This window comes from Maribacter aquivivus, from assembly GCF_900142175.1.
GTDB lineage: Bacteria > Bacteroidota > Bacteroidia > Flavobacteriales > Flavobacteriaceae > Maribacter > Maribacter aquivivus.
The window spans coordinates 19,516-45,061 of the sequence record NZ_FQZX01000004.1; the positions used below are offsets into that span (position 1 = coordinate 19,516).

28 protein-coding genes are annotated in these 25,546 nt (G+C 34.4%); 20 read left to right on the forward strand and 8 right to left on the reverse strand.

The window, feature by feature from the left end; translation table 11 throughout:
* Genes murD through BUC31_RS18205 form a run of 7 tightly spaced genes read right to left on the reverse strand, consistent with a single transcriptional unit; the run spans nucleotide 1 to nucleotide 7,745 of the window.
* Nucleotides 1-1,335, reverse strand: a complete 1,335-nt coding sequence (murD, locus tag BUC31_RS18175; RefSeq protein ID WP_073246948.1) for a UDP-N-acetylmuramoyl-L-alanine--D-glutamate ligase — start codon at nucleotides 1,333-1,335, stop codon at nucleotides 1-3.
* Nucleotides 1,335-2,555, reverse strand: a complete 1,221-nt coding sequence (mraY, locus tag BUC31_RS18180) for a phospho-N-acetylmuramoyl-pentapeptide-transferase (protein WP_073246950.1) — start codon at nucleotides 2,553-2,555, stop codon at nucleotides 1,335-1,337. The genes murD and mraY overlap by 1 nt, the downstream gene beginning before the upstream one ends.
* Nucleotides 2,556-2,585: 30 nt before the next feature.
* Nucleotides 2,586-4,049 carry a UDP-N-acetylmuramoyl-L-alanyl-D-glutamate--2,6-diaminopimelate ligase gene (locus BUC31_RS18185; RefSeq protein WP_073246952.1) on the reverse strand — a complete coding sequence of 488 codons (1,464 nt, stop codon included), beginning with the start codon at nucleotides 4,047-4,049 and terminating at the stop codon, nucleotides 2,586-2,588.
* Entirely contained in the window at nucleotides 4,046-6,052 is a 2,007-nt protein-coding gene (locus BUC31_RS18190; RefSeq protein ID WP_073246954.1) for a penicillin-binding protein, read from the reverse strand. The genes BUC31_RS18185 and BUC31_RS18190 overlap by 4 nt, the downstream gene beginning before the upstream one ends.
* Complete coding sequence (locus BUC31_RS18195; RefSeq protein ID WP_073247180.1) at nucleotides 6,052-6,378, reverse strand: FtsL-like putative cell division protein; 327 nt, start codon at nucleotides 6,376-6,378, stop codon at nucleotides 6,052-6,054. Before BUC31_RS18195 ends, BUC31_RS18190 begins: the two co-directional genes overlap by 1 nt.
* A gap of 1 nt (nucleotide 6,379) precedes the next feature.
* Nucleotides 6,380-7,282 (reverse strand): 16S rRNA (cytosine(1402)-N(4))-methyltransferase RsmH, encoded by a 903-nt coding sequence (gene rsmH / locus BUC31_RS18200; protein WP_073246956.1) that lies wholly within the window; start codon nucleotides 7,280-7,282, stop codon nucleotides 6,380-6,382.
* Nucleotides 7,272-7,745, reverse strand: coding sequence for a division/cell wall cluster transcriptional repressor MraZ (locus BUC31_RS18205; protein ID WP_073247182.1), 474 nt, complete (start codon nucleotides 7,743-7,745; stop codon nucleotides 7,272-7,274). The genes rsmH and BUC31_RS18205 overlap by 11 nt, the downstream gene beginning before the upstream one ends.
* Before the next feature lie 262 nt (nucleotides 7,746-8,007).
* On the opposite strand from BUC31_RS18205, the gene BUC31_RS18210 reads away from it, so the two are divergent.
* Together BUC31_RS18210 and yihA are read left to right on the forward strand one after the other, a co-directional pair.
* Nucleotides 8,008-8,772, forward strand: a complete 765-nt coding sequence (locus BUC31_RS18210; RefSeq protein WP_073246958.1) for an alpha/beta fold hydrolase — start codon at nucleotides 8,008-8,010, stop codon at nucleotides 8,770-8,772.
* Nucleotides 8,773-8,783: 11 nt separating this feature from the next.
* Nucleotides 8,784-9,401, forward strand: coding sequence for a ribosome biogenesis GTP-binding protein YihA/YsxC (gene yihA, locus BUC31_RS18215; RefSeq protein ID WP_073246960.1), 618 nt, complete (start codon nucleotides 8,784-8,786; stop codon nucleotides 9,399-9,401).
* A gap of 486 nt (nucleotides 9,402-9,887) precedes the next feature.
* Here yihA and BUC31_RS18220 read toward each other — a convergent pair whose 3' ends face one another.
* Complete coding sequence (locus BUC31_RS18220) at nucleotides 9,888-10,277, reverse strand: GTPase (RefSeq protein WP_073246962.1); 390 nt, start codon at nucleotides 10,275-10,277, stop codon at nucleotides 9,888-9,890.
* A gap of 177 nt (nucleotides 10,278-10,454) precedes the next feature.
* Between BUC31_RS18220 and BUC31_RS18225 the strand changes: the two genes are divergently transcribed.
* From BUC31_RS18225 to BUC31_RS18310, 18 genes are all read left to right on the forward strand, one after another.
* Complete coding sequence (locus BUC31_RS18225) at nucleotides 10,455-11,564, forward strand: alpha/beta fold hydrolase (protein ID WP_073246964.1); 1,110 nt, start codon at nucleotides 10,455-10,457, stop codon at nucleotides 11,562-11,564.
* Between the two features lie 435 nt (nucleotides 11,565-11,999).
* Nucleotides 12,000-13,241, forward strand: coding sequence for a Swt1 family HEPN domain-containing protein (locus BUC31_RS18230; RefSeq protein ID WP_073246966.1), 1,242 nt, complete (start codon nucleotides 12,000-12,002; stop codon nucleotides 13,239-13,241).
* A gap of 231 nt (nucleotides 13,242-13,472) precedes the next feature.
* Nucleotides 13,473-15,317 (forward strand): hypothetical protein, encoded by a 1,845-nt coding sequence (locus BUC31_RS18235; protein WP_073246968.1) that lies wholly within the window; start codon nucleotides 13,473-13,475, stop codon nucleotides 15,315-15,317.
* A 221-nt stretch (nucleotides 15,318-15,538) separates the two neighbouring features.
* Nucleotides 15,539-16,045, forward strand: coding sequence for a hypothetical protein (locus tag BUC31_RS18240; RefSeq protein ID WP_073246970.1), 507 nt, complete (start codon nucleotides 15,539-15,541; stop codon nucleotides 16,043-16,045).
* A gap of 102 nt (nucleotides 16,046-16,147) precedes the next feature.
* Nucleotides 16,148-16,993 (forward strand): TlpA family protein disulfide reductase, encoded by an 846-nt coding sequence (locus BUC31_RS18245; protein ID WP_073246972.1) that lies wholly within the window; start codon nucleotides 16,148-16,150, stop codon nucleotides 16,991-16,993.
* Between the two features lie 92 nt (nucleotides 16,994-17,085).
* Entirely contained in the window at nucleotides 17,086-17,601 is a 516-nt protein-coding gene (locus BUC31_RS18250; RefSeq protein WP_073246974.1) for a M23 family metallopeptidase, read from the forward strand.
* A gap of 78 nt (nucleotides 17,602-17,679) precedes the next feature.
* Nucleotides 17,680-18,138, forward strand: coding sequence for a DUF2750 domain-containing protein (locus BUC31_RS18255; RefSeq protein ID WP_073246976.1), 459 nt, complete (start codon nucleotides 17,680-17,682; stop codon nucleotides 18,136-18,138).
* Nucleotides 18,139-18,184: 46 nt separating this feature from the next.
* The gene (locus BUC31_RS18260; RefSeq protein ID WP_073246978.1) at nucleotides 18,185-18,751 is read left to right on the forward strand and encodes a hypothetical protein; all 567 of its coding nucleotides are present in this window, start codon (nucleotides 18,185-18,187) and stop codon (nucleotides 18,749-18,751) included.
* A gap of 60 nt (nucleotides 18,752-18,811) precedes the next feature.
* Nucleotides 18,812-19,327 (forward strand): hypothetical protein, encoded by a 516-nt coding sequence (locus BUC31_RS18265; RefSeq protein WP_073246980.1) that lies wholly within the window; start codon nucleotides 18,812-18,814, stop codon nucleotides 19,325-19,327.
* Between the two features lie 144 nt (nucleotides 19,328-19,471).
* Nucleotides 19,472-20,164, forward strand: coding sequence for a hypothetical protein (locus BUC31_RS18270; protein ID WP_073246982.1), 693 nt, complete (start codon nucleotides 19,472-19,474; stop codon nucleotides 20,162-20,164).
* Nucleotides 20,165-20,194: 30 nt separating this feature from the next.
* Nucleotides 20,195-20,692, forward strand: coding sequence for a hypothetical protein (locus BUC31_RS18275; RefSeq protein WP_139252031.1), 498 nt, complete (start codon nucleotides 20,195-20,197; stop codon nucleotides 20,690-20,692).
* Between the two features lie 5 nt (nucleotides 20,693-20,697).
* Nucleotides 20,698-21,534: a tetratricopeptide repeat protein gene (locus BUC31_RS18280; protein WP_073246986.1), complete on the forward strand. Its 837-nt coding sequence runs from the start codon at nucleotides 20,698-20,700 to the stop codon at nucleotides 21,532-21,534.
* 8 nt (nucleotides 21,535-21,542) lie between these two features.
* A complete protein-coding gene (locus tag BUC31_RS18285) occupies nucleotides 21,543-22,397 on the forward strand; it encodes a DUF5694 domain-containing protein (RefSeq protein WP_073246988.1) in 855 nt (284 codons plus the stop codon).
* A 61-nt stretch (nucleotides 22,398-22,458) separates the two neighbouring features.
* Entirely contained in the window at nucleotides 22,459-22,947 is a 489-nt protein-coding gene (locus BUC31_RS18290) for a P-loop nucleotide/nucleoside kinase family protein (RefSeq protein WP_073246990.1), read from the forward strand.
* Between the two features lie 71 nt (nucleotides 22,948-23,018).
* The gene (locus tag BUC31_RS18295; RefSeq protein WP_073246992.1) at nucleotides 23,019-23,747 is read left to right on the forward strand and encodes a zinc-dependent peptidase; all 729 of its coding nucleotides are present in this window, start codon (nucleotides 23,019-23,021) and stop codon (nucleotides 23,745-23,747) included.
* Nucleotides 23,748-23,854: 107 nt separating this feature from the next.
* Nucleotides 23,855-24,358, forward strand: coding sequence for a YegJ family protein (locus BUC31_RS18300; RefSeq protein ID WP_073246994.1), 504 nt, complete (start codon nucleotides 23,855-23,857; stop codon nucleotides 24,356-24,358).
* Nucleotides 24,359-24,539: 181 nt separating this feature from the next.
* Entirely contained in the window at nucleotides 24,540-24,884 is a 345-nt protein-coding gene (locus BUC31_RS18305; protein WP_073246996.1) for a cupin domain-containing protein, read from the forward strand.
* Nucleotides 24,885-24,893: 9 nt separating this feature from the next.
* Complete coding sequence (locus tag BUC31_RS18310; RefSeq protein WP_073246998.1) at nucleotides 24,894-25,289, forward strand: group III truncated hemoglobin; 396 nt, start codon at nucleotides 24,894-24,896, stop codon at nucleotides 25,287-25,289.
* Nucleotides 25,290-25,546 lie beyond the last annotated feature (257 nt).

Below are 25,546 nucleotides of genomic sequence, written 5' to 3' on the forward strand. Positions count from 1 at the left end.
TTATAGGTTCTTTACACAGTTCTTAAATTGATCTCCGCGATCCTCATAATTCTTAAACAAATCGAAACTTGCACATGCCGGTGATAACAAAACCGTATCGCCGCGCTCTGCTATTTTGTAAGCTACTTTCACAGCTTCTTCCATAGCATATGTTTCTACTAATAGATCTACAGCATTACCAAATACATGCTTTATCTTTTCATTATTCTCACCTAAGCAAATAATCGCTTTTACCTTTTCTCGTACCAATGGCATTAACTCCATGTACTCATTGCCCTTATCTACACCACCTACGATCCATACAGTAGGTGTTTTCATGCTATCTAATGCGTAATAAGCAGCGTTTACATTCGTTGCTTTTGAGTCATTGATATATTCTACATGATGTATTTTCAACACCTTCTCCAAACGGTGGGGAGCCCCTTGAAAATTAGAAACACAGGCTCTTATCGTTTCCTTACGGATACCGACTAATTTTGCAATTGTTGCCGCTGCCATTGTGTTCTTTACATTGTGCTGACCTTCTAAGGCCAAAGTGTCTTTAATCATGCTAATAGTGTCTGTTGTTGTTTTTATTATTATCTCGTTTTGTTCTATAAATGCGCCTTTTTCAAATACTTTATTCAATGAAAAGGGCATTAATTTTGATTTAACCGGGTGCTTGTTCAGCCATTCTACCAAAACTGTATCATCTGCATCATAAATCAAATAATCGTTTTCGTCTTGGTTTTCTGCAATTCTAAATTTCGATGCGATGTAGTTTTCAAACTCATATTCATACCGATCTAAATGATCTGGTGTAATATTCGTAATCACGGCAATGTGTGGTTTAAAATCTACTATACCGTCTAGTTGAAAACTACTGATCTCTAGTACGTAATACTCAAAATCATTCTCTGCAACCATTTTCGCATAACTATCACCAATGTTTCCTGCCATACCCACTTTCAATCCGGCATTTACCAGAATGTGGTTGGTTAGCATGGTAGTCGTCGTTTTTCCATTACTTCCTGTAATACCAATAATTTTTGCATCGGTGTATTTTGATGCAAATTCTATCTCTGATATTACCGGAACACCTTTCGCTACCAACTGCTTTACCAAGGGTACTTTGTCTGGTATACCCGGACTCTTCATTACCAAATCGGCTTTTAGTATTCGGTCTTCAGAATGCTGTTCTTCTTCCCAATCAATTCCAAAATGTTCAAGAACGTTTTTATACTTCTCTTTTATTTTTCCTTTATCGGATACAAATACATCGTATCCTTTCTTCAATCCTAAAATGGCTGTACCTACTCCACTTTCTCCTCCACCAAGTACTACTAACAGTGCCATTATCTAATTTTTAAGGTCACTACCGTTACAATGGCCAATAGTATACCTACAATCCAAAATCTAGTAACAATCTTACTCTCGTGGTATCCCATTTTTTGGTAGTGATGATGTAATGGCGACATTAAAAATATTCGCTTGCCTTCACCTAATTTTTTCTTTGTGTACTTAAAGTATCCTACTTGTATCATCACTGAAAGCGACTCTGCAAAGAAGATTCCGCATAACACAGGTATTAATAATTCCTTTCTTACTATAATTGCGATTACAGCAATTACTCCACCAATGGTTAAACTACCCGTATCTCCCATAAATACTTGTGCAGGAAAGGCATTGTACCATAAGAATCCTATCAAGGCTCCTGCAAAAGCAGTAATGAATACCAGCAACTCACCTACGCGTGGTATATACATTATATCCAAATAATCAGAGAATATGATGTTACCGGACACCAAGGCAAAAACACCGAGGGTAAATACTATTATTGCTGATGTACCTGCCGCGAGACCATCGATACCATCAGTTAAATTTGCTCCGTTAGAAACTGCCGTTACTATCAAAATGATAATAGGTATAAACAGTAACCATGCATATTCTTTTGCACCATCTCCAGCCCATGATATTAGACTTTCATAATCAAACTCATTGTTTTTAAAGAAAGGAACCGTTGTCATGGTCGACTTAATTTCCGCTCCTTTTACCTGTTCAACGGTATAATCTTGGGTAATGATTGTTTTATCATGATCACGCATTGTCACCTCTGGGTGAAAATAAAGCACCGCACCTACGATTAAGCCTAATACTACCTGACCCAATACTTTGAAACGTCCTTTTAGTCCTTCTTTGTTCTTTTTAAATACTTTAATGTAATCATCTAAAAAGCCAATTGCCCCCATCCATAACATGGTGAATATCAACAGTATGATATAAATGTTTTCTAATCTTGCGAAAAGCAATACCGGTATCAACGTAGACATGATTATAATAACCCCACCCATTGTTGGAGTACCTGCCTTTTGCTTTTGACCATCTAAACCTAAATCGCGAATAGTTTCCCCCACTTGCTGCTTTTGAAGAAAAAGAATAACACGCTTACCGTAAACCGTCGCAATCATTAATGAAAACAGGATAGCCATTGCCGCACGGAATGTGCTGAACTGAAACAGCGAAGCTCCAGGCAATTGGTATTGTTTTTCTAAATATTCGAACAAATAGGTTAACATATAATCTGTATTCTTGCTACTAAGCTTTGGTTATTTTTCTAAGCTATTTAAAAGCTCTTTTACTATTTTAAAATCATCGAAATCTATACGAACGCCGTTGGTTTCTTGATAGGTCTCATGACCCTTACCGGCAATTAATATGATGTCGTTATCGCTTGCTAGTTGACATGCCGTTTTTATGGCCTGCTCCCTATTTTCAATGGACAATATTTTTTTTACGTTCTGTGGCTCTACGCCCGCCTCTATTTCCGCAATAATCTCAGTTGGGGATTCGGTACGAGGATTATCAGAGGTGAAAATAATTTTGTTGCTCATCTCTGATGCGATATTACCCATTACCGGACGCTTTGATCTGTCTCTATCGCCACCACACCCCACAACGGTGATGACGTTTTCATTTCCAGTTCTCAAAGTGTTGATTGTCTCAAGCACATTCTTTAGGGCGTCCGGCGTATGGGCATAATCAACTATTGCTGTTATTCTTTTCTTTGATATATAATACTGAAACCTTCCATCTACATTTTCCAACTCGCTCAATAAGCGAAGGGTTTCTAATTGCTCCAATCCTAATAAATCTGCTGTCGCATAAATGGCCAACATATTATAGGCATTGAAATGACCTATTAATTTTGTCCATAGCTCATGGTCATTGATTTTTAACAACTGACCATCGAACTGATTTTCTAGTATCTGCGCTCTATAATCTGCATAATTCTTTAAGGCGTAGCTTGCTTTTCTAGCCTTTGTATTCTGCAACATTACCAAGCCGTTCTTATCATCTACATTGGTTAATGCAAATGCCGTTTTTGGCAACTGATCAAACAATATTTTCTTGGTATCGCGGTACTCTGCAAATGTTTTATGATAGTCTAAGTGATCATGAGACAGATTCGTAAAAATTGCCCCTTCAAATACCAAACCTTCGGTTCTCTTTTGATGGATACCATGAGAACTTACTTCCATAAAGCAATACTCTACACCGGCATCATTCATCAACTTCAAATGTTTGTTGATTACCAATGCATCTGGAGTGGTATGTTTTGTTGCGAATTCAGTTTCATCGACCATTATTTTAATGGTTGACAACAAGCCCACTTTATATCCTGCTTTTTTAAATAACTGATATAATAAACTAGATACTGTGGTTTTACCATTGGTACCCGTAACGCCTACTAATTTTAAATTCTTAGATGGTGTACCGTAGTAGTTAGAAGCCATCAAAGCCAATGCCTGATTTCCATTTTCTACCTGTACATAAGTAACATCATCAATCATGTCTGCAGGTAATTGTTCACAAACAATTGCTCTTGCACCAGCCGCTACTACTGCATCTATATATTTATGACCATCGGTAAGCGTACCTTTTATAGCTACAAAGGCATCACCTTTTTGTACCTCGCGAGAATCAAAACAAACTGATGCTATATCACAAGAGGTAGTACCGCTAACAGCAGTAATACGCACTCCATATAATATGTCCTTTAAATGCATCATATTAATTCTAATACTATTTTTTTGACAGACTTTAAATCTGTGCCTTTGGTGATAGATTGGTTCTTCACCTTTCCATTTCCTTTTACTTCTACTTCAATACCCAAATTCTCAAGAATGGCTACGGCATCCATACCACACATACCTTTTACATTAGGTACTGCCGAATATTTTTGTTGTGCCGCTTTATAATATCCCTGGTGCGAGTCTTCATTTTTGGCGATTAACACATTTTTTACATCTACCTCACTTGTTAATGGTGACGTTGCATATACTTTTTGTGCGACAGATTTAAATACCGGACCGGATACATCTGCACCGTAATACCCAACACTTTTGTCTGGTTTATGGATTACTACGATACAAGAGTACTTTGGATTATCTGCCGGAAAATAGCCTGCAAACGAAGAAATGTACTCGTATTTCGATTTATCTTTAGACACATAATTAGTCTGCGTTGTTCCTGTTTTTCCTGCCATAGAAAAATTCTTGGAATACATACGGTGACCTGTACCATGATCCCTCTCTACTACATTCTTTAATATCTGCTGCACTTTCTTTACTGTAGATTGTGAGCAAATTGCAGGGTTCAATACTTTTTTATCAAATTTCTCAATTGTCTTGTTCCACTCCTTTACCTCTTTCAACAATCGTGGCTTTACCATTTCACCATCGTTCGCAATTGCATTATAAAATGCCAATGTTTGTAACGGCGTCATAGACACTTCATAGCCGTAAGCCATTTGCGCCAATGAAAGACCTGACCAACCTTTGTCACCTGGGTAACGCAGCACTGGTTTACCTTCACCAACAACTGGTAGTCCTAATTCTTTATGAATACCCATGCTCATTAATCGGTTCACGTATTTTTCTGGATCGTTCTTATACCCTTCATGTATCATTTTTGCAAATGCCACATTGGACGATACTTCAAAAGCTGTAGACATGGTAATTTTTCCATGACCTCCACGCTTCGTATCTCTAATGGTATGCTTATATAATTTCCACGCTCCTTTTTCAGTATCGATTACAGTACTGGTATCAATCACCTTATCTTCTAATGCAGCTACCAAATTCACCAACTTAAATGTTGAACCTGGCTCGTGAGATTCGCCAATAGCGTAGTTTAAACGCTCGTAATATTTTCCTTCGGTAGTCTGACCTAAATTAGATATTGCTTTTACCTCACCGGTCTCTACCTCCATCACTATTACCGTACCGTGATCTGCCTGATATTTCTCTAACTGACCTAATAATGCATGGTGTGCTATATCTTGTATATTAATGTCTATAGTAGAATACACATCATAACCATCTTTTGGCTCTATAATATTATCGTTACCAATAGGCTTCCACTGTCCTTTTGCTATTTTTTGCTTTAAACGCTTTCCAGAAATTCCTCTTAGGTATTCCCCAAAAGCACCTTCCATACCTACACGGGTATAATATCCGTTTTCATCTACACGCTCATACCCTACACTACGCTCTGCAATTTTACCTAACGGATGCTCTCTTTTCGTATGCTGCTCAATAATGAGTCCGCCCTTGTATGCTCCCTTATTCAAAAGCGGAAATTTCTTTACCGCCATGTATTCAGAATAATCTAGGTTACGCACAAGCAATGCATATCTATTTTTATTCTCTCTTGCTTTTCTTAAAACCTGCTGATAGTGAGAAGATGTTTTACCAAAATTCTTTGCTAAGGCATCTGCCAATGGTTTTACATTTTCTTTAAAATCTTCGCTACTAACGGTTACGGCATCAAAACGGATGGTGTATTTAGATACTGAAGTTGCCAAAAGGCTACCATCGTCAGAATATAGGTTACCTCTATTTGGCTCAATGGTAAACATACGCTCGGTACGTGTATCTGCCAATGCCTGGTATTTTTCACCGTCTACTACTTGTATAGAAACCAGTTTAAATAACACTGCACCCGCAAAGAGTACCATGAAACCCGCTACTATATAGAGCCTTTTTAATATGCTTTTATCTGTTGCCGCCATTATTCCTCCTCTTTTAAAGATTTCACCTTAATTTTCTGCGGGGGATTCTCTGAAGGAAACAGTCCTTTTTCCGATATTTTACCGGTAATGCTCGATTCTAATTTTAGCTGCTGTACATCTGATCGCATATCTACGAACTCATTACGCAATTCTTTTACTTCTTCATTTAATAAAGCAATGCGGTGTACTTTTTGATCGGCACTATGAGAGCTACTGATCATTACCGTTGCCAAAAATGAAATGAAAATAATAAACAGCCAATTTTTAGGGGCGTCACCGCTCACCAAAAATTTACCCTTTAATAGGTCTAATACACCCGTTTTCATTTTATTTTTCGCCATTACGCTCTGCTATTCTCAATTTTGCACTACGTGCTCTGTTATTCAATTTTATCTCTTCTCTAGTAGGCACTATTAAACCGCCAACCTTTTTTAACGGAACATCTATATTGCCGTAAAAATCTTTTTCTGGCTCTCCGTCAAACTGACCTGCTCTTATAAATCTTTTTACAAGCCTATCTTCTAAAGAGTGGTAGCTAATTACACTTAACCTTCCTTTTTCATTCAATAATTCTGGAGCCTGCTCCAAAAATTCTTTGACCACTTCTATCTCTTGGTTCACCTCTATACGAATCGCTTGGTATATCTGTGCCAATATTTTATGCTGTCTATGTTCTGGCAAAAACTGCTTCAACACTGTTTTCAATGCATCGGTTGTTTGTATCTGCTCTTCTTCTCTACTGGCAACGATTACTTTTGCCATGGCATTCGCGTTTCTTATATCGCCGTACTCGAACAATACTTTACGCAAGTCATCATATGAGTACTTATTTACCACCTCAAAAGCCGATAGCGTATTGCGCTTACTCATTCGCATATCCAAATCTGCATCGAAACGGGTAGAGAATCCTCTTTCCGCTTGATCAAACTGATGCGATGAAACTCCGTAATCTGCAAGAATACCATCTACCTTCTTTATGCCATAGAACTTTAAAAACTGGGTGATGTATCTAAAATTTTCCGCTATCAACGTAAATCTTGGATCACCTAATGTATTTGCTTGCGCATCTTCATCTTGATCAAAAGCATATAACCTGCCTTCTTTGCCCAATCTTTTCAATATCTCTTTAGAATGACCGCCACCACCAAAGGTTACATCTACATATATACCATCTTCTTTGATGTTTAAGCCATCAACAGATTCTTTCAGCAATACGGGGTTATGATACATCTCCACTTGGTTTTTCACCTAACATTACACGCTTTGCCAACTTCACCTTCTCTTCTTTCGTTGCGCTTATAGATTCATCATAGGCTTTCTTGTCCCAAATCTCTAATCGCTTACCAATTGGTGCAATGACTACCTCTTTGGTAATACCACCTAATGAAATAATATCTTTCGGTATCAATAATCTACCGGTAGCATCTACTTCTACTTGACGCAGACCTGCGGTATACATTCTTATAAACTGTAGGTTCTCTTCATCGAACCTACTTTTTTCATTCAATTCTGCCATTACTCTGTGCCACTCATATGCCGGGTATAATTCCAAACATTCGCTCAAATATGACTTCTTGATAAAAAACCCATCTTTTAGTATTGGAGCCACTTGATTGCGCAGCGCAACAGGGAGCATAATACGCCCCTTAGCATCAGCCTTGCAATTAAAAGTTCCAAAGAAAAATATGTCCAAAATGGATGTGTTTAGTTTATATAACTCAAATATATAAATATTATTACCACATTTTACCACTATAAACCACTTTGTTAATAAATTACCCCACTTTTGAGCACCTTTTTGCACTTCATCGGATTTTATAGGATAATTTTCCCACTCAGCCCATAATTATGGATAAAGTGAATTCTTAAAGTTTCCACTACTCACCTAATCGAAAAGAGTTGTTAGCTATTCTCGGTAATTACCTATATTTGGAGAATTATGATGAGTAGTGCGCATGGAAAACGAATTGATCACCGAGGGAGGATTTAAGTATATTGAAAAAGGCGAAGGCAAACCCATTATTATTCTTCACGGATTAATGGGCGGACTAAGTAATTTTGAGGGGGTGAATACTTATTTTCCACCGAAAGGATACAAAGTGATAATTCCTGAATTGCCTTTATATTCTATGCCGATGTTAAAGACAACGGTAAAGAATTTTGCCAAATACCTTAAGAAATTTATAGATTACAAAGAGCTAGAAGATGTTATTCTTTTAGGTAACTCTTTAGGCGGGCATATTGGTCTTTTACACACTAAATTATACCCAGCTAAAGTAAAGGCTTTGGTAATTACAGGTAGTTCTGGACTTTATGAAAGTGCCATGGGCGATGGTTACCCTAAACGGGGTGATTATGAGTTTATTAAAAAGAAAGCGCAAGATGTTTTCTATGACCCAGAAGTTGCTACCAAAGAGATTGTAGATGAAGTTTTTGCTACCGTTAACGATCGTGTTAAATTGGTAAAGACCTTGGCAATCGCAAAAAGTGCCATTCGTCATAATATGGCGCAAGATTTACCAAAAATGAAAACCCCTACTTGTATTATATGGGGAAAAAATGATACGGTTACTCCGCCAGACGTTGCTGAACTGTTCGATGAGCTTTTACCTAATTCAGATTTATTTTGGTTGGATAAATGCGGACATGCACCTATGATGGAGCACCCAGATGAATTCAATACCATTCTTGATGAGTGGTTGACGAAAAACAATTTCTAAATACCCTACGAATGAAAATAAAGTCGGCCGACTTTGTAATGAGCAACTCTGATGTTGCCAAATGCCCAAAAGATCCCTTACCCGAATACGCCTTTATTGGTCGTTCTAATGTTGGTAAGTCTTCTTTAATAAATATGTTGACCGAGCGTAAAAGCTTGGCTAAAATTTCTGGTAGACCTGGTAAAACCCAACTTATTAATCACTTTAAAATCAATGAAAATTGGTTTCTTGTAGATTTACCTGGTTACGGTTATGCCCGTGTCTCTAAAAGAGATAAAAAGACCTTTCAAAAATATATCACCAATTACTTTTTACAAAGAGAGCAACTAGTGTGCTCCTTTGTTCTTGTAGATATTCGCCATGACCCACAACCTATAGATATGGAGTTCATGCAATGGATGGGTGAAAACGGAGTACCATTTGCCATTATCTTCACTAAGGCAGATAAATTAAAACCTAAAGCAGTAGATCGTCAAGTTCAAAAATACTTGGACCAACTTTTAGAAGATATGTGGGAAGAAGCACCACCGCATTTTGTTACCAGCTCTAGCCACCGTAGTGGTCGTGATGAAGTACTAGCATATATAGATGATATTAACGAGAAGTTTTTTGAGGCAACGAAGAAGTAGTTTTTGGTTGTTCGTTGATGGTTGTTCGTTGATGGTTGTTCGTTGATGGTTGTTCGTTGATGGTTGTTCGTTGATGGTTGTTCGTTGATGGTTGTTCGTTTTTTAACGCTGCGCGTTTTTTCTGTATTAACTACTAAGTACTCTCCCAAAAACGAAATGTCAGTTCGAGTGAATTTTTTACTGAAGCAGAGCGGAAGTAAAAAAATTGTTTCGAGAACCCTCGCGTGTTCCAAACCTGTTCTCGATACAAATTTCTTGTACCTCGAAATTCACTCGAACTGACAGTGGTAATCACTAACGAAATCAACTGTAAACTGGCACTGCCTACTGAACACTTTGCACTCTCTTCAACGTCATAGCGAGCAAAGCGCGGCTATCTGTTTGTTTGGAAAACGAAAACCACCTAATAAACGCATTGTCACTTCGGCTACGCTAAACGACCGAATGAGACCAACAACCGACAACCAAGCGAAGCACTGAAACTGCCTACTGAAAACTGGCATCGCCCACTAAAGATCCAACTGAAGAAATAAGCTCCTCTACCGTCTCCATAGCATTCATCTTTTCGCTAGATAACAACACTTCTAAATCATGATCCGTTTCCATTAATATGATCGGAAAGGTAAACTTATGTCCAAACTTACTTTTGTACTTTTCTTGAAACTCATCTTTATGAAAGAATTCTAGCTCGTAGTCTTTAGCTAACAAACTTTCTCTAAAGGTTTTCCACTGCTTGTTTTCTGTAAACGAACCAAAGGTTAACGAGCATAGGGCGCAATTATAAGTAGCGGGGTTTATAATTTTATGGGCGAAATCTAGCATTTTACTACCAGCATCGCTATTGGCATTATAGATAAATAAAATTTTCTTTGACATGATCTTTTGGTCGTAAAAATATAGCAAACTATACATTTAACTGAACCGTTTATGGCTTTTTGTGATGCAAATTCAATTGTTAATTGTAGGTTTAGTACACAGCTATCTTAGGTACAATTACACCTATATAGATTCGTTGACGGTAACAACAAAAACCAACATATCAATTAATAACACATGAGAATAATAAAGAAAATAGGAAAATGGTTTTTAGTTTTATTGGGTGTAATTACCGCTTTCATTTTAATTGTATTGCTAATAATCCGTATTAATAGCTCTGGAAATGAAGAACCTTTTTTAGACGAAAATGGTACTATGCTTCCAAATAGTATTGCCATGCACGAGGATATGCTTATAAATGGAGTTCCGCAAAGAATTACCATTAGAGGAAAAGACAAGAGTAATCCTGTATTGTTAATAGTTCACGGAGGACCAGGTGCACCAATTTTACCCGTTATTTATAAACTTACAGGTGTAGATTTGGAAGATATATTTACGGTTTGTTATTGGGATCAAAGAGGCTCTGGGCTAGCCTATAATGATAACATACCCAATTCATCCATTACCTTAGCCAATATAGTAGATGATGGACTGGAACTATCAAATCACTTAAAAAAAACGTTCAAAAAAGATAAAATTTATATCGAAGGCTTATCGTGGGGCACAGCTGTAGCTGCCTATATGGTTCAAAAAAAACCTGAATTATATCACGCCTATATTGGTAGTGGTCTAATGGCGAACCTATCGCTTTCAGAAGAGTTGTCTTATGAATTTGCAATGTCAGAAGCTCAAAAACATAATGATACCATTTCAATTAATCAATTAAAACAAATTGGAAGACCTCCTTATGTTCCAAATTCAAAAAATACGGTAACTGAAGCCTTTGAAATAGAACGACAGATTGTAATGAAGTATGCACCCATAAAATTAGATACCGATTTTAATTTTATTAAAAGTATGTTTTTAGATAATGGGTTAACGTTTAAGGAGAAATTTACCGATATGATAAACAGTCCCGAATCTTACTATCCTGCAGCTAAGATTTTAGAATCTACAGCTATTGACATGAATTTAATGCGTGATATTCCCGAATTGAAAGTGCCCGTTTATATATTACAAGGCGACAATGACCATTTTACCGAAACAAGTGTAGCAAAGACCTATTTCGATTCCATTATTGCGCCATCTAAAAAGTGGTTTTTATTTGAAAATGGAACGCACGGTGTACAAATAGAATATCCAGAAAAATATCGTTCCATATATATCAATGAAATACTGGGTAAATAATTACTACCGCCAACACCATACATTAAAAAGCGCAAGATTACATTTCCTATTTAAGCACTAATTACAATACCTTAAAGTATATAGCCACTAGGTTTACATAGACATTGATTTTCATACCATGTAAAAATTACTAGAGAGCACAGATAGAAGAAACATTACTTATCTGTCTATGGTAAAATCTAGCATTTTACTACCAGCATTGGCATTGGCATTATAGATAAATAAAATTTTCTTAGACATGACCATTTGGTCTTAAAAATACCCAAACCATACATAATTTTTAACCAGTTATGGTTTCCCGTAATGTAGTGTGAAATGGTTATTGTAGGTTTATTCTTTAGTGGGATATTGGCTAGGTAAATTAACTACCAAAACGAGAAATAAATGCACTCTATTACGTTTATAACGTGCGTTGTCAGTAATTAAAACCAACATATGAAAACTAACTATACATTTGAAATATTGACTCTTGATTCGAAAGGACAAACAACTATTAAATCAGATAAGAATTTAGCCTTTTCATTAATGTCAAATGGTGGTATCTGGAGTAACCCAAAAATTCGAGGAAATAAAATTCACGATGATGACTTAAAAATAAATTTAGGAATTAGTCAAATAAGCCAAGAAGAAGAACAAGATTTTAATATTAAAAACACATTCATTCTTAAACTGGAGGGCGACTTTGAAGTTGTTGAACATCTCAGAATTTTAATTTTACAACATTTAGAATCTGTTGGTTTAGACCAAACCTATGTACTTCTTGATGAAGTCTCTTCTGAAATATCATTTAAAATATATCCTCAAATAAATAAAGTTGAGAATCTGCTACGAAAATATGTGATGAAATTTTTCGTAACAAAATTAGGTCCTAGTTGGTGGAACGTTACTGCCGATAGCGAAATGAAAAAGAAAGTCAACGCTAGAAAAAACAACGAGTCACTATTCTCAAAACATATCGACAATAGAGCGTACTTAATAGACTTTGGAGAATTAGGAAAGGTCGTTCATTCTCAATCTTCCGGATTTATAAGCAGGGAAGATATTGTATCTAAAGTTTTAGATTTAGACGAAACTGAGGATGCAATTAAGAATTTAAAAACTGAATTAGAAAGTAATTATACCAAGTTTTTCAAAGACACATTTAAATCTAATAATTTTCAACAGAAATGGGAAGAACTTGAAAAAATAAGACACAAAGTTGCTCACAACAATTTATTTTCTAAGAATGATTTACACAGAGCTACGGAACTTTCAAAAGAACTAACCGAAATTATTTCTACTGCTAATGATTCAATAGAAACGATACAATTCAATTTAGAAGAAAAGGATACACTTAAAGAAAATATTACGTATAGTTTAGAAACATATGACGTAATAACTAAAGATGAACTTTTAAGAAAGTTAACGGAAAGTGTTAAATGGGCTCAAAAAACGAGAGATAATTTTGTTGGTCTTAAACATTTTGTAACAAATTATCTGGGTTCTATAGGCTATGACTATCAATCAAGTTATGATTTAATAAATCAACTGGAGTCTGATGGAATAATTGAGTTATGGGATTATCAAGGCACCAATAATTTATATCCAGTTAAGGCAATAAGATTTCCCGAAAAACTGAATGGAACGTTAGCTGGAAACGAAGCTCTTAAGAAAGCAAAAGCCGAATTGAAAAAATAACTACTGGCAACAATGTATATAAACCATAGTTATTACTGGATTTCCAAAAGTTTGATGTGTATTTGCGAGACTGCCAAATTTTCAATTTGGCCTTTAAAATAAATAAATTAAAAAAATATAAAAATTTGGCTCAGAGCAAATCCAAAAGTGTAATATTTTCTAATACCATACTTGACACATAATCAACGTTTTAACAAATTAAAGAAACAACAATTCTAAAGATTAAACTAAATGAAATTAGAGAAAATTTTAGATAGACTCGGTTCGATAGAAAAGAACTCATTTATTAAAATCATTGATAACATAATATCGAAAAATCCAAAAAATCCAAAAGAAATTAATAAGATTTTAAGCTCGTCTGATAAAGGTTTAAAATCCGTTGATAATCAAAATATCTCTACAATTTTTGACTTAACCGCAAGCGAATTTCAAGAACATATTAAGTGTGAATTTCAAGAAATCACTTCGCAATTGGACATTTTAATTGACATCATAATTCGTGATGGAAATTGCATAATGAAACAAGATTGGTTTTCGAGATTATACGAAACAGAAATAAAAAACTTAAAAAACAAAACTAAAAATCTGAACGCTGATTTTGAAAATGACAAATCGGATTTAAGCGCAACTCGAAAAAGAGATTACAAAATCTATAAAGCCTGTTTAAACACAGCTTACCATAATGACGTGGAAAATAATAGAGATGCAAAAATAACTTCTGACGAATTATCAATAATTCTTACTCTTTCTAAACAATTAGGACTTTCACAAGAAGAGGTAAAACTAATTAATTACTCTATTTTACCAATTAAAATACTTGACATTCATGAAGTCATTAAAGGACTAAAAAATATTGGTATCATTTTCTACTCGAACAAAGAAAATACAATTTATGTGGCTGACGAAATGGTCAGAATGCTACGTAAAGTAAGACAGAAAGAAGTTGCCGAAAAATTCTATCGAAGAACTTTAAAACTTTTACGCGAACCAATTATAAACCAAATTGGCAGAGAACATAACATCGACAGAAAACTATCACATTCTCAAAAAATTGAAGAAATAATAAAAGAAGGTATTTCGTTTACAAACTTACTTTTAGAAGATATTTACAAACAAGGAAGTACATTAACAGAAAAGAAAAAGGCCTTAAATGAACTTTGTGAAAAAGGTTTAAATATTTCTAATTTAAAAGGAAGTGTTTTAGAAGATAAGATAAATAGTCTTATTGAACACTTTGAAAATATTGAGCGTGACGAAAAAGTTGGGATTTCACTAGATGGTTTCGACAAATTACTCGTTGAACTAAATCAATCCCTACCAAAACTAAATAAAGAAATAAAAGCTCAATTTGAGTTACAAGATGAATTTGTTTTAAAAGCTGATTTTCTACTTGACTACAATATTAAGCCTAGAGATATATTGGATTTGATTTCCAAGTCAGATTTAACCAAATTCATAAAAGATAATGGTATTAAACAACGTGGAGACGACATTTTAAATATTCTAGAACATTATAAAGATGTAGAAAATTTATATTTAGAAAACTTTGAAAATGTTGCTTACAGAAACTTAAACTTATTAAAAGAAAATGGAATTACTGTTAAAGAAAGTGAGCTTGGAATCAAATTTGAGGAATTAACTAAAATCATATTTACAGGTTTAGGATTTAATGTTGATGATGAATTCAAAAATAAACTGAATACAAATAAGGATATGATTGACATTCTTTTAAACCTGGATAATAATGAAGTAATAATTGTGGAATGCAAAACGAGTAAAGAACGAGGTTATAATAAATTTAGTACAGTTTCAAGACAATTAAAATCATATCAAAATTTAGCTCTCAAAAATGATTTACGCATTGTAAAAATTTTACTTATTGCACCTGAGTTTAGTGATGACTTTGTGACGGATTGTGAAATGGACACGGAAATGAATTTGTCCCTTATTACTGCTTCAACTCTATCAAATATTTCAGATGCTTTTAAAGCATCAAAATACACGGAATTCCCCCACGTTTTGTTCAGAGATATAGTTATTAATGAAGAACGAATAATAAAAGCGTTGAGCAAATAAAGCAAAAAGCTAAGCGCTAACAGAGTACTTAGCAAATAAATAAATTCATCCTTAATCTAAGACCAAGAAAATCTAAGACCATGAAAATCTAAGCTCATAGATTCCAAAATCAGATTCTTTTGAGCTTTTTTTATTTGCTTGCTATTTACTAATATAGATGAATGAAATACACAACATAGATATTTAAATACATCTCTTTCAATCTATAAAACTACCTTCATTTGAAAAAAATTACCCAAGCACTCTTAACGATACTAATAATTGGGTTAGTATATCTCGCTGTATTTTGGTCAGGTTTTGGTCCTGATGAAAAACGTATTGAAATAACGAATGAATATATTATAAATGATCATTGGAACGATAAATATAATAACGCAATCCAAATAGATAAAATGATTCTCTTAGATAAAGATTTGGATGTTTTCTCTAATTTATTTATAAAAAACGCCCACTACTGGGATTTTGATAAATCACTAACAAAAGACGACTCTTTTACCTGTAGTTATTGGGGTATTAAATCTACTAAAGAAGGTAAAGTATTCTTCAATAAAAATAATGGCTGGAATTGGACTGTAAACGGAACTGAGCAACCAATATTAGGAAAACTTGAAAACAGCAAATGGTATAAATTCTCTAAATTATTAATGAATACAAAGTTTTATACATACGTGTTTGTAGACAGTGTTGGGCAAACCCATATGTATAATGTAAACAAAGCCAACTGGTAAGATTTTATTTACAAAATTGATATAATTAACTTAACTTAAACGAGTTAATTTTTCATATCAATACATACACCATTTAAGTTTCTTTTAAAACAACGCTATAAAATGAGAAAAACACTAATTCTACTACTTCTAATTTGTATTACTTCTTGTAAAGAAAATAAAGAAACAAAAACCAAGAATGCAGAAACTACAGCACAAAAATCAGATATAGATTTCAATACCTTAGAATTGGATAATTTAAAGTGGTGGCCCTATCATGAAAATAACATCATTTTATCGTCAGAATTTATTGCCATAAACGATAAATCTGAAACAATAACCAAAGACGATTTTCTAAACTTATTGACCACTGGTGATTATATCCCCTTAAAACTTATAGCACCTGATAATGCAAGAAAATATAAACTTTACAAATTAAGCGCTTCTGCAGACAAAAAAATTCGAGAAATTATTAAATCAACTTCAGAAAATATATACACAAAATTTAAAATGGAAGGGACCCCTTTTCCTGATTTTAGCTTTACTGATCTAGATGGAAAAGAATATACCAATGAAAACACAAAAGGTAAAGTACTAGTTTTTAAATGTTGGTTTATTAATTGTAAACCTTGTGTAGCTGAGTTTCCTGAATTGAATACATTCGTTGACGAATATAAGCAACGAGAGAATGTTGAATTTATAAGTTTGGCGATAGACGATAAAGCTGCATTAGATAGATTCTTGTCTAAAAAAGTGTTTAACTATAAAACCATACCCAATCAAGAAGATTTTATTGAAAATAAACTTTTCGTAAAAGCCTATCCTACTCACATTGTAGTTAATGAAAATGGCAGTATTGAAAAGGTTGTAAGCAAAGCAACCGAACTTATTTCTTTTCTAGAAAATGGTGACATATTAACCACCAACAAGAACGAAGGTTTGCCACCACCCCCAGGTCCGTCATTATAAAATTATAAACGAGAACTTATTGTTTATATAATCAGGCTTGTACCTTTATAATGTTCAAAAAACGTTGACATCAACTACAACATAAAACGATATTGAAGAAAAGAAATGAAGTCCTAATCAGTATACTTGTAATTCTCATTATCGGTTTTTTAATTCCACAGCATTTAAAAATGCCTGTTCAAGGAGCAACAAAATCTGACTACAATTCTAAATCATTTTGGTTTTACCCCTGGGGAAAATCTGTTACGCATAAAGGTGTAGATATCTTTGCAAAAAAAGGAACAGATATTAATTCTTCAACTAATGGTTTGGTACTATATGCCGGAGAGATAAGTATCGGTGGTAAATTTGTTCTAGTACTAGGTCCAAAATGGCGCTTACATTACTATGCACATTTGAATGAATTAAACACGGCTTCGTTGTCCTTTGTAAATACAAATTCAAAAATAGGTACTGTTGGCACAAGTAGAAACGCAGCGGGTAAATCGCCACATTTACATTATTCTATTTTGACCTTAGTACCATACATTTGGCAACTAGATTCTGACAGACAAGGTTGGAAAAAGATGTTCTATTTAAACCCGATTGAATATTTAGAGCACAACTAACAAAGTCAATTTTATAGGTCTAAGAATAAAATAATTCTAACTTCGTTCAAGTCATCAATAAAAGCACTTTTTACAAACATGGAACAACAAGGATCAGATATAATTACAAATAGATATAAGAAATTTATAAAAACAGTTTGCGAAACAGATATTGTTTATGCACTTCAAAATCATGAAGGTTTTGCAACCTCAGCCTCTGTGCAGTATGATGATGAAAATGACAGACCTGTTGGTGTACTTTGTTTTTGGGCAGAAAGTGGCAGGGCAAAATCTTGCACCATAAACCATTGGGCTAACTATCAGCTTACCGAAATAGCATTAGCAGACTTTATAGAAAATTGGGGCGTAGGCATGGAAAACGACGGAATACTAGCTGGTATCGAATTCGACCAAAATATGTTTGGCTATGAAGCCAAACCCCTAGATTTAATTCTTGACTTAGTTGCTGAAATTAAAGCTACCAATAAAGAACTACCGCTACAAAAATTTGACGGCATAGCAGATTTAGAAGAACAGGCGAGAGTTGCAAATGGGTAATTAATAGCCGAAACGGTGAACCTTATTTTAAAATGACATTATTATAATGAAAAATCTAATTATTACCATTTTACTGGCATGCCAATTTATAGTAGGTTGTAAATCAAAAAACGATAAAAACACAGCCGAATTATCTCAAACTTCATCTGAAATATTATTTCAAGTTAAAACTACTGACGAAGATTACCTTGAGATTTTTGAAGATGGAATTATCCCCTGGATATCTATAAAAGACCCTCAACCTGAAATTGATTATCTAATTGACAAAGATGAAATTGTAATCAGCAAAACAAATGCTATTTTAATCATTGATTACCCTTTAGAAAATTCCGTTGAAGTTAAGATAGTATCCAATAACCCAGATGGATTTACTCGTAAAGAGCTAGCTCAAAAAATAAGCGCTGAGTACAATAGAATTTATAAAGAGGAAGAAGAATCCGCTAAAACCAAAACAACACCATTAGAGCAACGCCAGGGACTAATCAACAGAAATAAGACAGACGGAAAATATGGAATTTGGGGGCACGACATTGACGACTTAGACTTATCTGCCATCATATTAAGTAAGATGGCAAATGGTGAACTTAAATTAGAGTTAATAGTTGAATCATAAAAAAAAACAGTTCTAACGACGATTAAATAGGACCATCAAATTCTCTTTAAAACCAACCACATGAAAACACCACTAATATTAATTGCATCCATATTTCTATTCTTAACTTCTTGTAGCGAAAGTAAACCTGTAAAATTTGAAAGAGACGGAGTTTCAATAACCAGCCCCACGGGTTGGGGAATTACTGATGAAGAAAATATAGATGACCTTGGGTATTATTTATCTGTCGAAAAAGATGGTTTTGATTCTAGCGGCATTATAACCATAACTTGGGTAAATGGTGAGATGGATATAAATGAATGGGTAGATATCTATAAAGAAGAATTAGTAAATAATATCATCTATAAAAATTCTAAACTCAATTTTAAAAGTATTGTTGAAGGTTCATTTAACGATATAAATTCTACTTCATTAAAGTTTACGGCAAGTATTTTAGGCTTAGATCATGAAGGCGATATTCACTTTTTTTATGAAGGAGATAAAACTTTTGCCATTCTAATACAACAAGCTACGGAAGATAACGCCGCAAACAAGCCAGGGTTTGATTTGATCGAGAAAAGTTTTAGCGTTGAATAGAACAATTCCGTAGTTCATTAATGACCTTTAATTAAAACTCATGCTACACCTCATCGTTCGCATCAATCCTTCTGATAAAGCACATAACATATAATTCTAATTTTTGTAAGTTTATATTTACTAAGCAGCTAAATATTTAAATTAATGAAAATTGGAAATTGGAAAAAAAACGGATTTGAATTTCTATCCATTTTTATTGCCGTCATATCTGCTTTTGCTTTAAACAATTGGAACGACAACCGAAGAGACAGTACCTCTGAACAAAAAATTCTAAGAGAAATTGCGAACGGACTAGTAAAAGATCTTGAAGATGTTCGAGGCAATGAAGGAGGTCATAAATTGGGGATTTCTGCATCCCAGTATTTCAAAAATATCTTGACAGATAAACCTGTTGATTTAGACTCTTTAGGCATTTACTACTTTATTGTTACCAGAGATTTTGTTTCCATTCAAAATGTAGCCGGATACGAAACTTTAAAATCGCAAGGTCTAGAGTTAATCAAAAATGACAGTTTAAGACTTGACATAATCTCTTTATATGAATATGATTATCAGACACTAAGAAAATTAGAAGAAGAATATTCAGAAATTCAGTTCAACGAAAACTATTTTAAGGAAATAAACCAAAGTCTAGCACCAAACTTTCAATTCAATGCTGACCAAAACATTGTTGGTATTGATTTACCTATAAACATAACTACCGAAAAGAAGAAAATAATATTAACATATCTCTGGAAGATTGAAAAAAACAGAAAGTTCATTCTTCAATCTTATGCTCAAGTTGAAACGAATATCAACAAGGTATTAGAAAAAATTAATACTGAATTATCTGAGTAAAGTATTCTCCCTTTAAAACTGAAATTTAAATTGAAAAACAAACTGAATATCCTCTTACTTACTAGTTTGCTTATAGCTGCAGCCGTAATTATTTGGCTGTATTACCAAACTACTAATAATGTTGGGGATATAGATTTTGACTCTTCTATTGACAATTCTGAATTTGTGGTGTGCAATGAAGAATATATTGTTCAATACTATTCGGCCGGCACTTATTATGAAGGCGGAAAAAAGGCTATAAAAAAAGAACTAAGAGAACTTATAACTCATCTTGATTTCGAAAAATCGGGTATCATTACTTTTAGATTTATCGTTAATTGTAAGAATCAAACAGGTCGATTTCGTATTAAAATGGTAAACACAGATTTAAAGGAAACCAGCTTTAATTCTAGTAATATAAAACAGATTCAAGAATCAATTAAAAACTTGAAGGATTGGCATGCCGGTAAATGGAACAATCAACCCCTTGATACGTATTACAATTTGAGCTTTAAAATTCAGGATGGTAAAATCACAGATATATTTTAAAGACTATGAAGACTTTTATAAAAATAATTAAGGTGTTTTTTACACTACTATTTTTCTCTTTTTCAATAATCATGCTCTATTACACGGCATTGGCTCCTAAAATTGACCGATTTAAATTGGCAGAGGAATTTCAAGGTTCTTATTTATCTCAAACGATGTTCGACATTTTAAAAATGCAACACCCAGATTATTCCGATGCTTATTTTGAGCAATCTGTAGCTTTCAACAAAAGAGGCGATTACGCGAAAGGTTTTGAGCTATTAGACAAAGCTGTTGACCATAATCCAAAAATACATTTGGGATACAGCGGCTGGATGAAATTGAGAAAATTACGAGATTATGACGGTGCTTTAAGTGATTTCGATAGATTAGATAGCTTAACACCTAACTCGATTGATGCACCCTGGGGAGAAGACATTGACTTTTTACGAGGGGAGTGTTATTTCGGAAAAAAGAATTACCATGAAGCTATCGGTTTCTTAAACCAAAGTATCATAAACCAAAAAGAAGATTGGGCAGATGTACACGCATTTGTTTATTTAGGACTTTGCGAATACGAACTTGGTAATTACGAGAAATCAATTTCTGAATTTCAACGTGCATTAAACCAATCGGATCACGTTCCGGAAGCTCATTTTGGCATAGCAAAAGCGTACCAAAATATAGGAGAGACAGAAAAAGCCAAAGAGCATATTTTAAAAGCTGAAGAAAATATAGGCTCAAAAAGAGAAGATAGTTATGACGAGTTTCTAAATGAAATTTATTTAAATGAAATTTTAGATTTCAAACAATCTTTAGAAGAAAAGCCTTCTATCAAAAAAACCACCGACCACCAACTTTAAAACTAAAAATGAAAAACTTAAAAATTGTAGCAGGTTTTCTGATCGTATCATTCTTTATTTCTTGCGCAGAGACTCCTAAAGAAGCAGAAGAAACAAGCACCGAAGCCACGCCTACAACACCAGAAAGTTCTAGCATAAAAGTATTAAACTTTGCTACGTTCCACATGGGGTACACCAGCGATGCCCACACCATGGATTTTGATGAAAACAATGAGAAAAATAAAGACTCTATTCACCAAATAGCTAAAATGCTATCTGCGTTTAAGCCTACTGTTATTATCGTAGAAACCGTACCTGAATATAACGAGACTTTACAAAAGAACTACGCTACTTATTTAGAGGCGCCAGAGACTAATTTTGAAGAGCCAAATGAAGTTGAACTTCTTGCTTTTGAATTGGGAAGATTAGCGGGTGTAAAACGTATTTATGGTGTTGATCATAAAATGGAATATAACTATGCCATTGGTTCAGAAATCACAAATGCAATTGATTCTGTAACCTACAACACATTTATGAACAATCCGTTTGAGTCCGTTCCTGGTAAAAACATTTTTGAGGAAGGTATATCATTATACGAGAAATTAGCTCGAATGAATCATCCTAAAATACTGGATTTACTTATCACTGCAAATGCTGATATGCTCACCTATGTAGGTACTGAAAATGGTTTTGAAGGTGCTGATGAAGCTGCAAAGTATTATCAAAGAAATCTGAGAATCTACTCTAACCTAAATAGACTTAAACTAGACCCTACAGAGAGAGTTTTTATTATATCCGGCGGAAGTCATACCGCTTTTCTTAGAGAATTTATGCGCAGAGATGCTAAGTATGACATGGTAGATACGTTTGAGTATTTGAAGTAGGAGCTGCCAGACATCTATCCGTAAAAGAGATTATTCTAAAACTTAAAATTTCAAAAACTCTATGCTACACCTCATCGTCGGTAATACAGGGTCAGGTAAAACCACCTACTCGAACGAGCTTAAAAAGAAAACCAAAGGAGTACTCTTTTCTATTGACACTTGGAACAATACGTTGTTTCTACCCGACAAGAAAGAGACTGATGGTTTAGAATGGTTTTTAGAACGTATAGAAAGAGCTGAAAGTTTAATCTTGAATATTGTTACACAATTAGAAGAATCTCATACAGATGCTATTCTAGACCTAGGATTATCAAAATATGAGCATCGAGAAAAATTTAGAGCTTTTGCAGCCACTCATGGTTATACAATTCAACTTCACTTTTTAGATCTTTCTAAAGATACTAGATGGCAACGTGTACAGCAGCGCAACACTGAAAAAGGAGCAACTTTTGAATTTGAGGTCAGTAAAGAGAATTTTGATTTTATGGAAACTTGGTTTGAAAAACCTACCGAAAATGAACTTATTGGTAGTGTTGTTATCACCGAATAACACTAATTTTACCCTCCGCATTTTTTTGTGCTAATTATTTACTGAACCACACTTTCAACCAAACCAATTACTTGAACGCCAAACATACTTTCGTCAATTTATTTCTTAAGACCAGTAGCAAACAAGAATGCCATGAGGTACTTAGCAAATGGAACTCTTATTACGCTGCATTATCAGAAAAGCATCAAGAGTCTTTTGTAGTGAGAACACTGCTGTTTTTAAATACTACAGATTTTGATGCTACAGAAGGTTTTGAACTTACTACTGAGATGAAACTGGTTATTTCTAGTGCATTCGTTCAGATTACTTTTGGCTTGAAACAAGATGTTCTAAGTGTCTTCAAAACTATATTTGTGACTCCTACTTCATATTCATACACTGGTAGAGATGTTTTGTATGATGGTGATGTAAATACCGTTACCAAGCGTGTAAACTTATCTTGGCCTGCGGTAGAAAAAGGATTCGTTATTACCGATGACGGATTAAATATTGCCATACACGAGTTCAGTCATTGCTTAATTATTGAAAATGCCAAAGGCTCGTATTTTTCGAAAGCTTTTAAAGATGCGGACCTCAACGCTTGGAAAGAACTGGCTACTAAAAAAATACCGCTTATACGTGAAGGTAAATACACCATTTTCAGAGACTATGGCGGCACTAATTTAATGGAGCTTTTTGCCATTTCATTAGAGACCTTTTTTGAGCAACCTCATGAGTTCTACTCCTACTCGCCTACTTTTTACCGTACCACCGCCAAAGTGTTAAAACAAGACCCTAGAAACGGTAAAAACCCAAAGTAAACTACCTAGATATTAAAATCTCGCTTATCGAGTAAAACAATAGAAGTACTATTACGTTGTGTTTCATAGTACTACAATACACATCAAATAAAATAGACACTTATCTTATGAAGAAATCGCTACTTTTCATCGCATCATTACTATTTATTCTAACTTCTTGCAAAGAAAGCTCAGCTGACAAAACAGAACGCTCTGGTGAACCAGATGTGTACAATGTGGAAGATGACGATGCCAAAATGAACCAAGCTATGATAGATGCTAAAAACTCTATCGGTGATTTTAAAAAGGCAATAGCTAGCGATAATCCTAATTTTGAGTATTTTACTATTAAACAGAAATTCGAAGCCGATGGTGGTGCAGAACATATTTGGGTGGGCGACATTCAATTAATTGATAATGTATTAATGGGAATTATTGCCAACGAACCGGTTTACACCGGCGAAGTTCAATTGGGCGATACCATTACGGTAAACAACGCCGACATTAGCGATTGGATGTACTACGACGAAGGCAAAGTGGTTGGCGGTTTTACCATTCGTGCTATTCGTGATGCACTTTCGCCTGAAGAGCAAGCGCAATTCGATGCAGAGAACGGACTTATATTCAAATAATTATTGCTTCTTTTTCACCATTCAGCATAGCGCAAACAGCTGTTTTTTATTGTAATAAGATCTACATTCTGTTGACATTCAAATAACCTATTTCTTAATTGGACATCTTAGTTATCGGTTTAGTATGAGAAGTATCATAGTTCTATAAAATATTGGTTGCTACTTTTGTAAAAACAGTTGTATGCAAAAGACATCTTTTACCGAAAATCTAGATTTCAACGATAACAAAGTTGTTATTAAAGTTCTTTTAGAAACTTCGTTCTCAAAAGAGATTCGAATTCTATTGAAGAGCGGACAACTTATGAAAGAGCACAAAGCTCCTTTTCCCATTATAGTACACATCGTACAAGGAGAGATTGATTTTGGAGTAGAAGGTATTCATCACACCCTAAAGCAGGGAGATATCATTACCTTAGCTGCCAATGTACCACATGACCTTTTAGCAAAATCTGACAGTATTGTGCGTCTTACCCTTTCTAAACAAGATGCTGCAGAACGGGTAGAAAAAGTTGTTGCCGATTCTTAAACAGAGACTATGACCCAAATTACCAATAGAGAAGATGTACATGTTTTGGTGCATACCTTTTATGATAAAATAAGGCAAAACGAAATGCTAGGCCCTATTTTCAACGGACATATTACAGATGAACAATGGCCTGCACACCTAAGCAAACTTACCGATTTCTGGGAATCTAATCTTTTTGGTGTCCGCACGTTTAGGGGGAGTCCGTCTAAGGCACACTTGAACGTTGATAAAAATCTTAAGCACACCATCTCACAAGAACATTTTGCCCAATGGCTACAAATTTGGTTCGAAACTATTGACGAACTATACGAGGGTGAACTGGCAAATAATGCAAAAGATATGGCTCGTAGAATGTCTACTGGTCAGTATATTCATATTTGGCAGAATAGACCGGAAAATCAGTGATTCTAGTTTATTAGTGAGATAGTGGGCTAGTTTGTTAGTATTCAGTATCAGTTGGTAGCTTCAGTTTTCAGTTACTTCTGCTTTTGGCTTTTGTAATCACAACAATTTAGCTTTACTAAAATCTACAGTAAAAGCAAGTCTATTCTCTTTACTCTATTTTCTCTCTTCCAACTTTACAAGAGATACTTAATACTTTGTACTTATTACTTAATACTAAATTTTGGCTTTTGGCTTTTGGCTTTTGGCTTTTGGCTTTT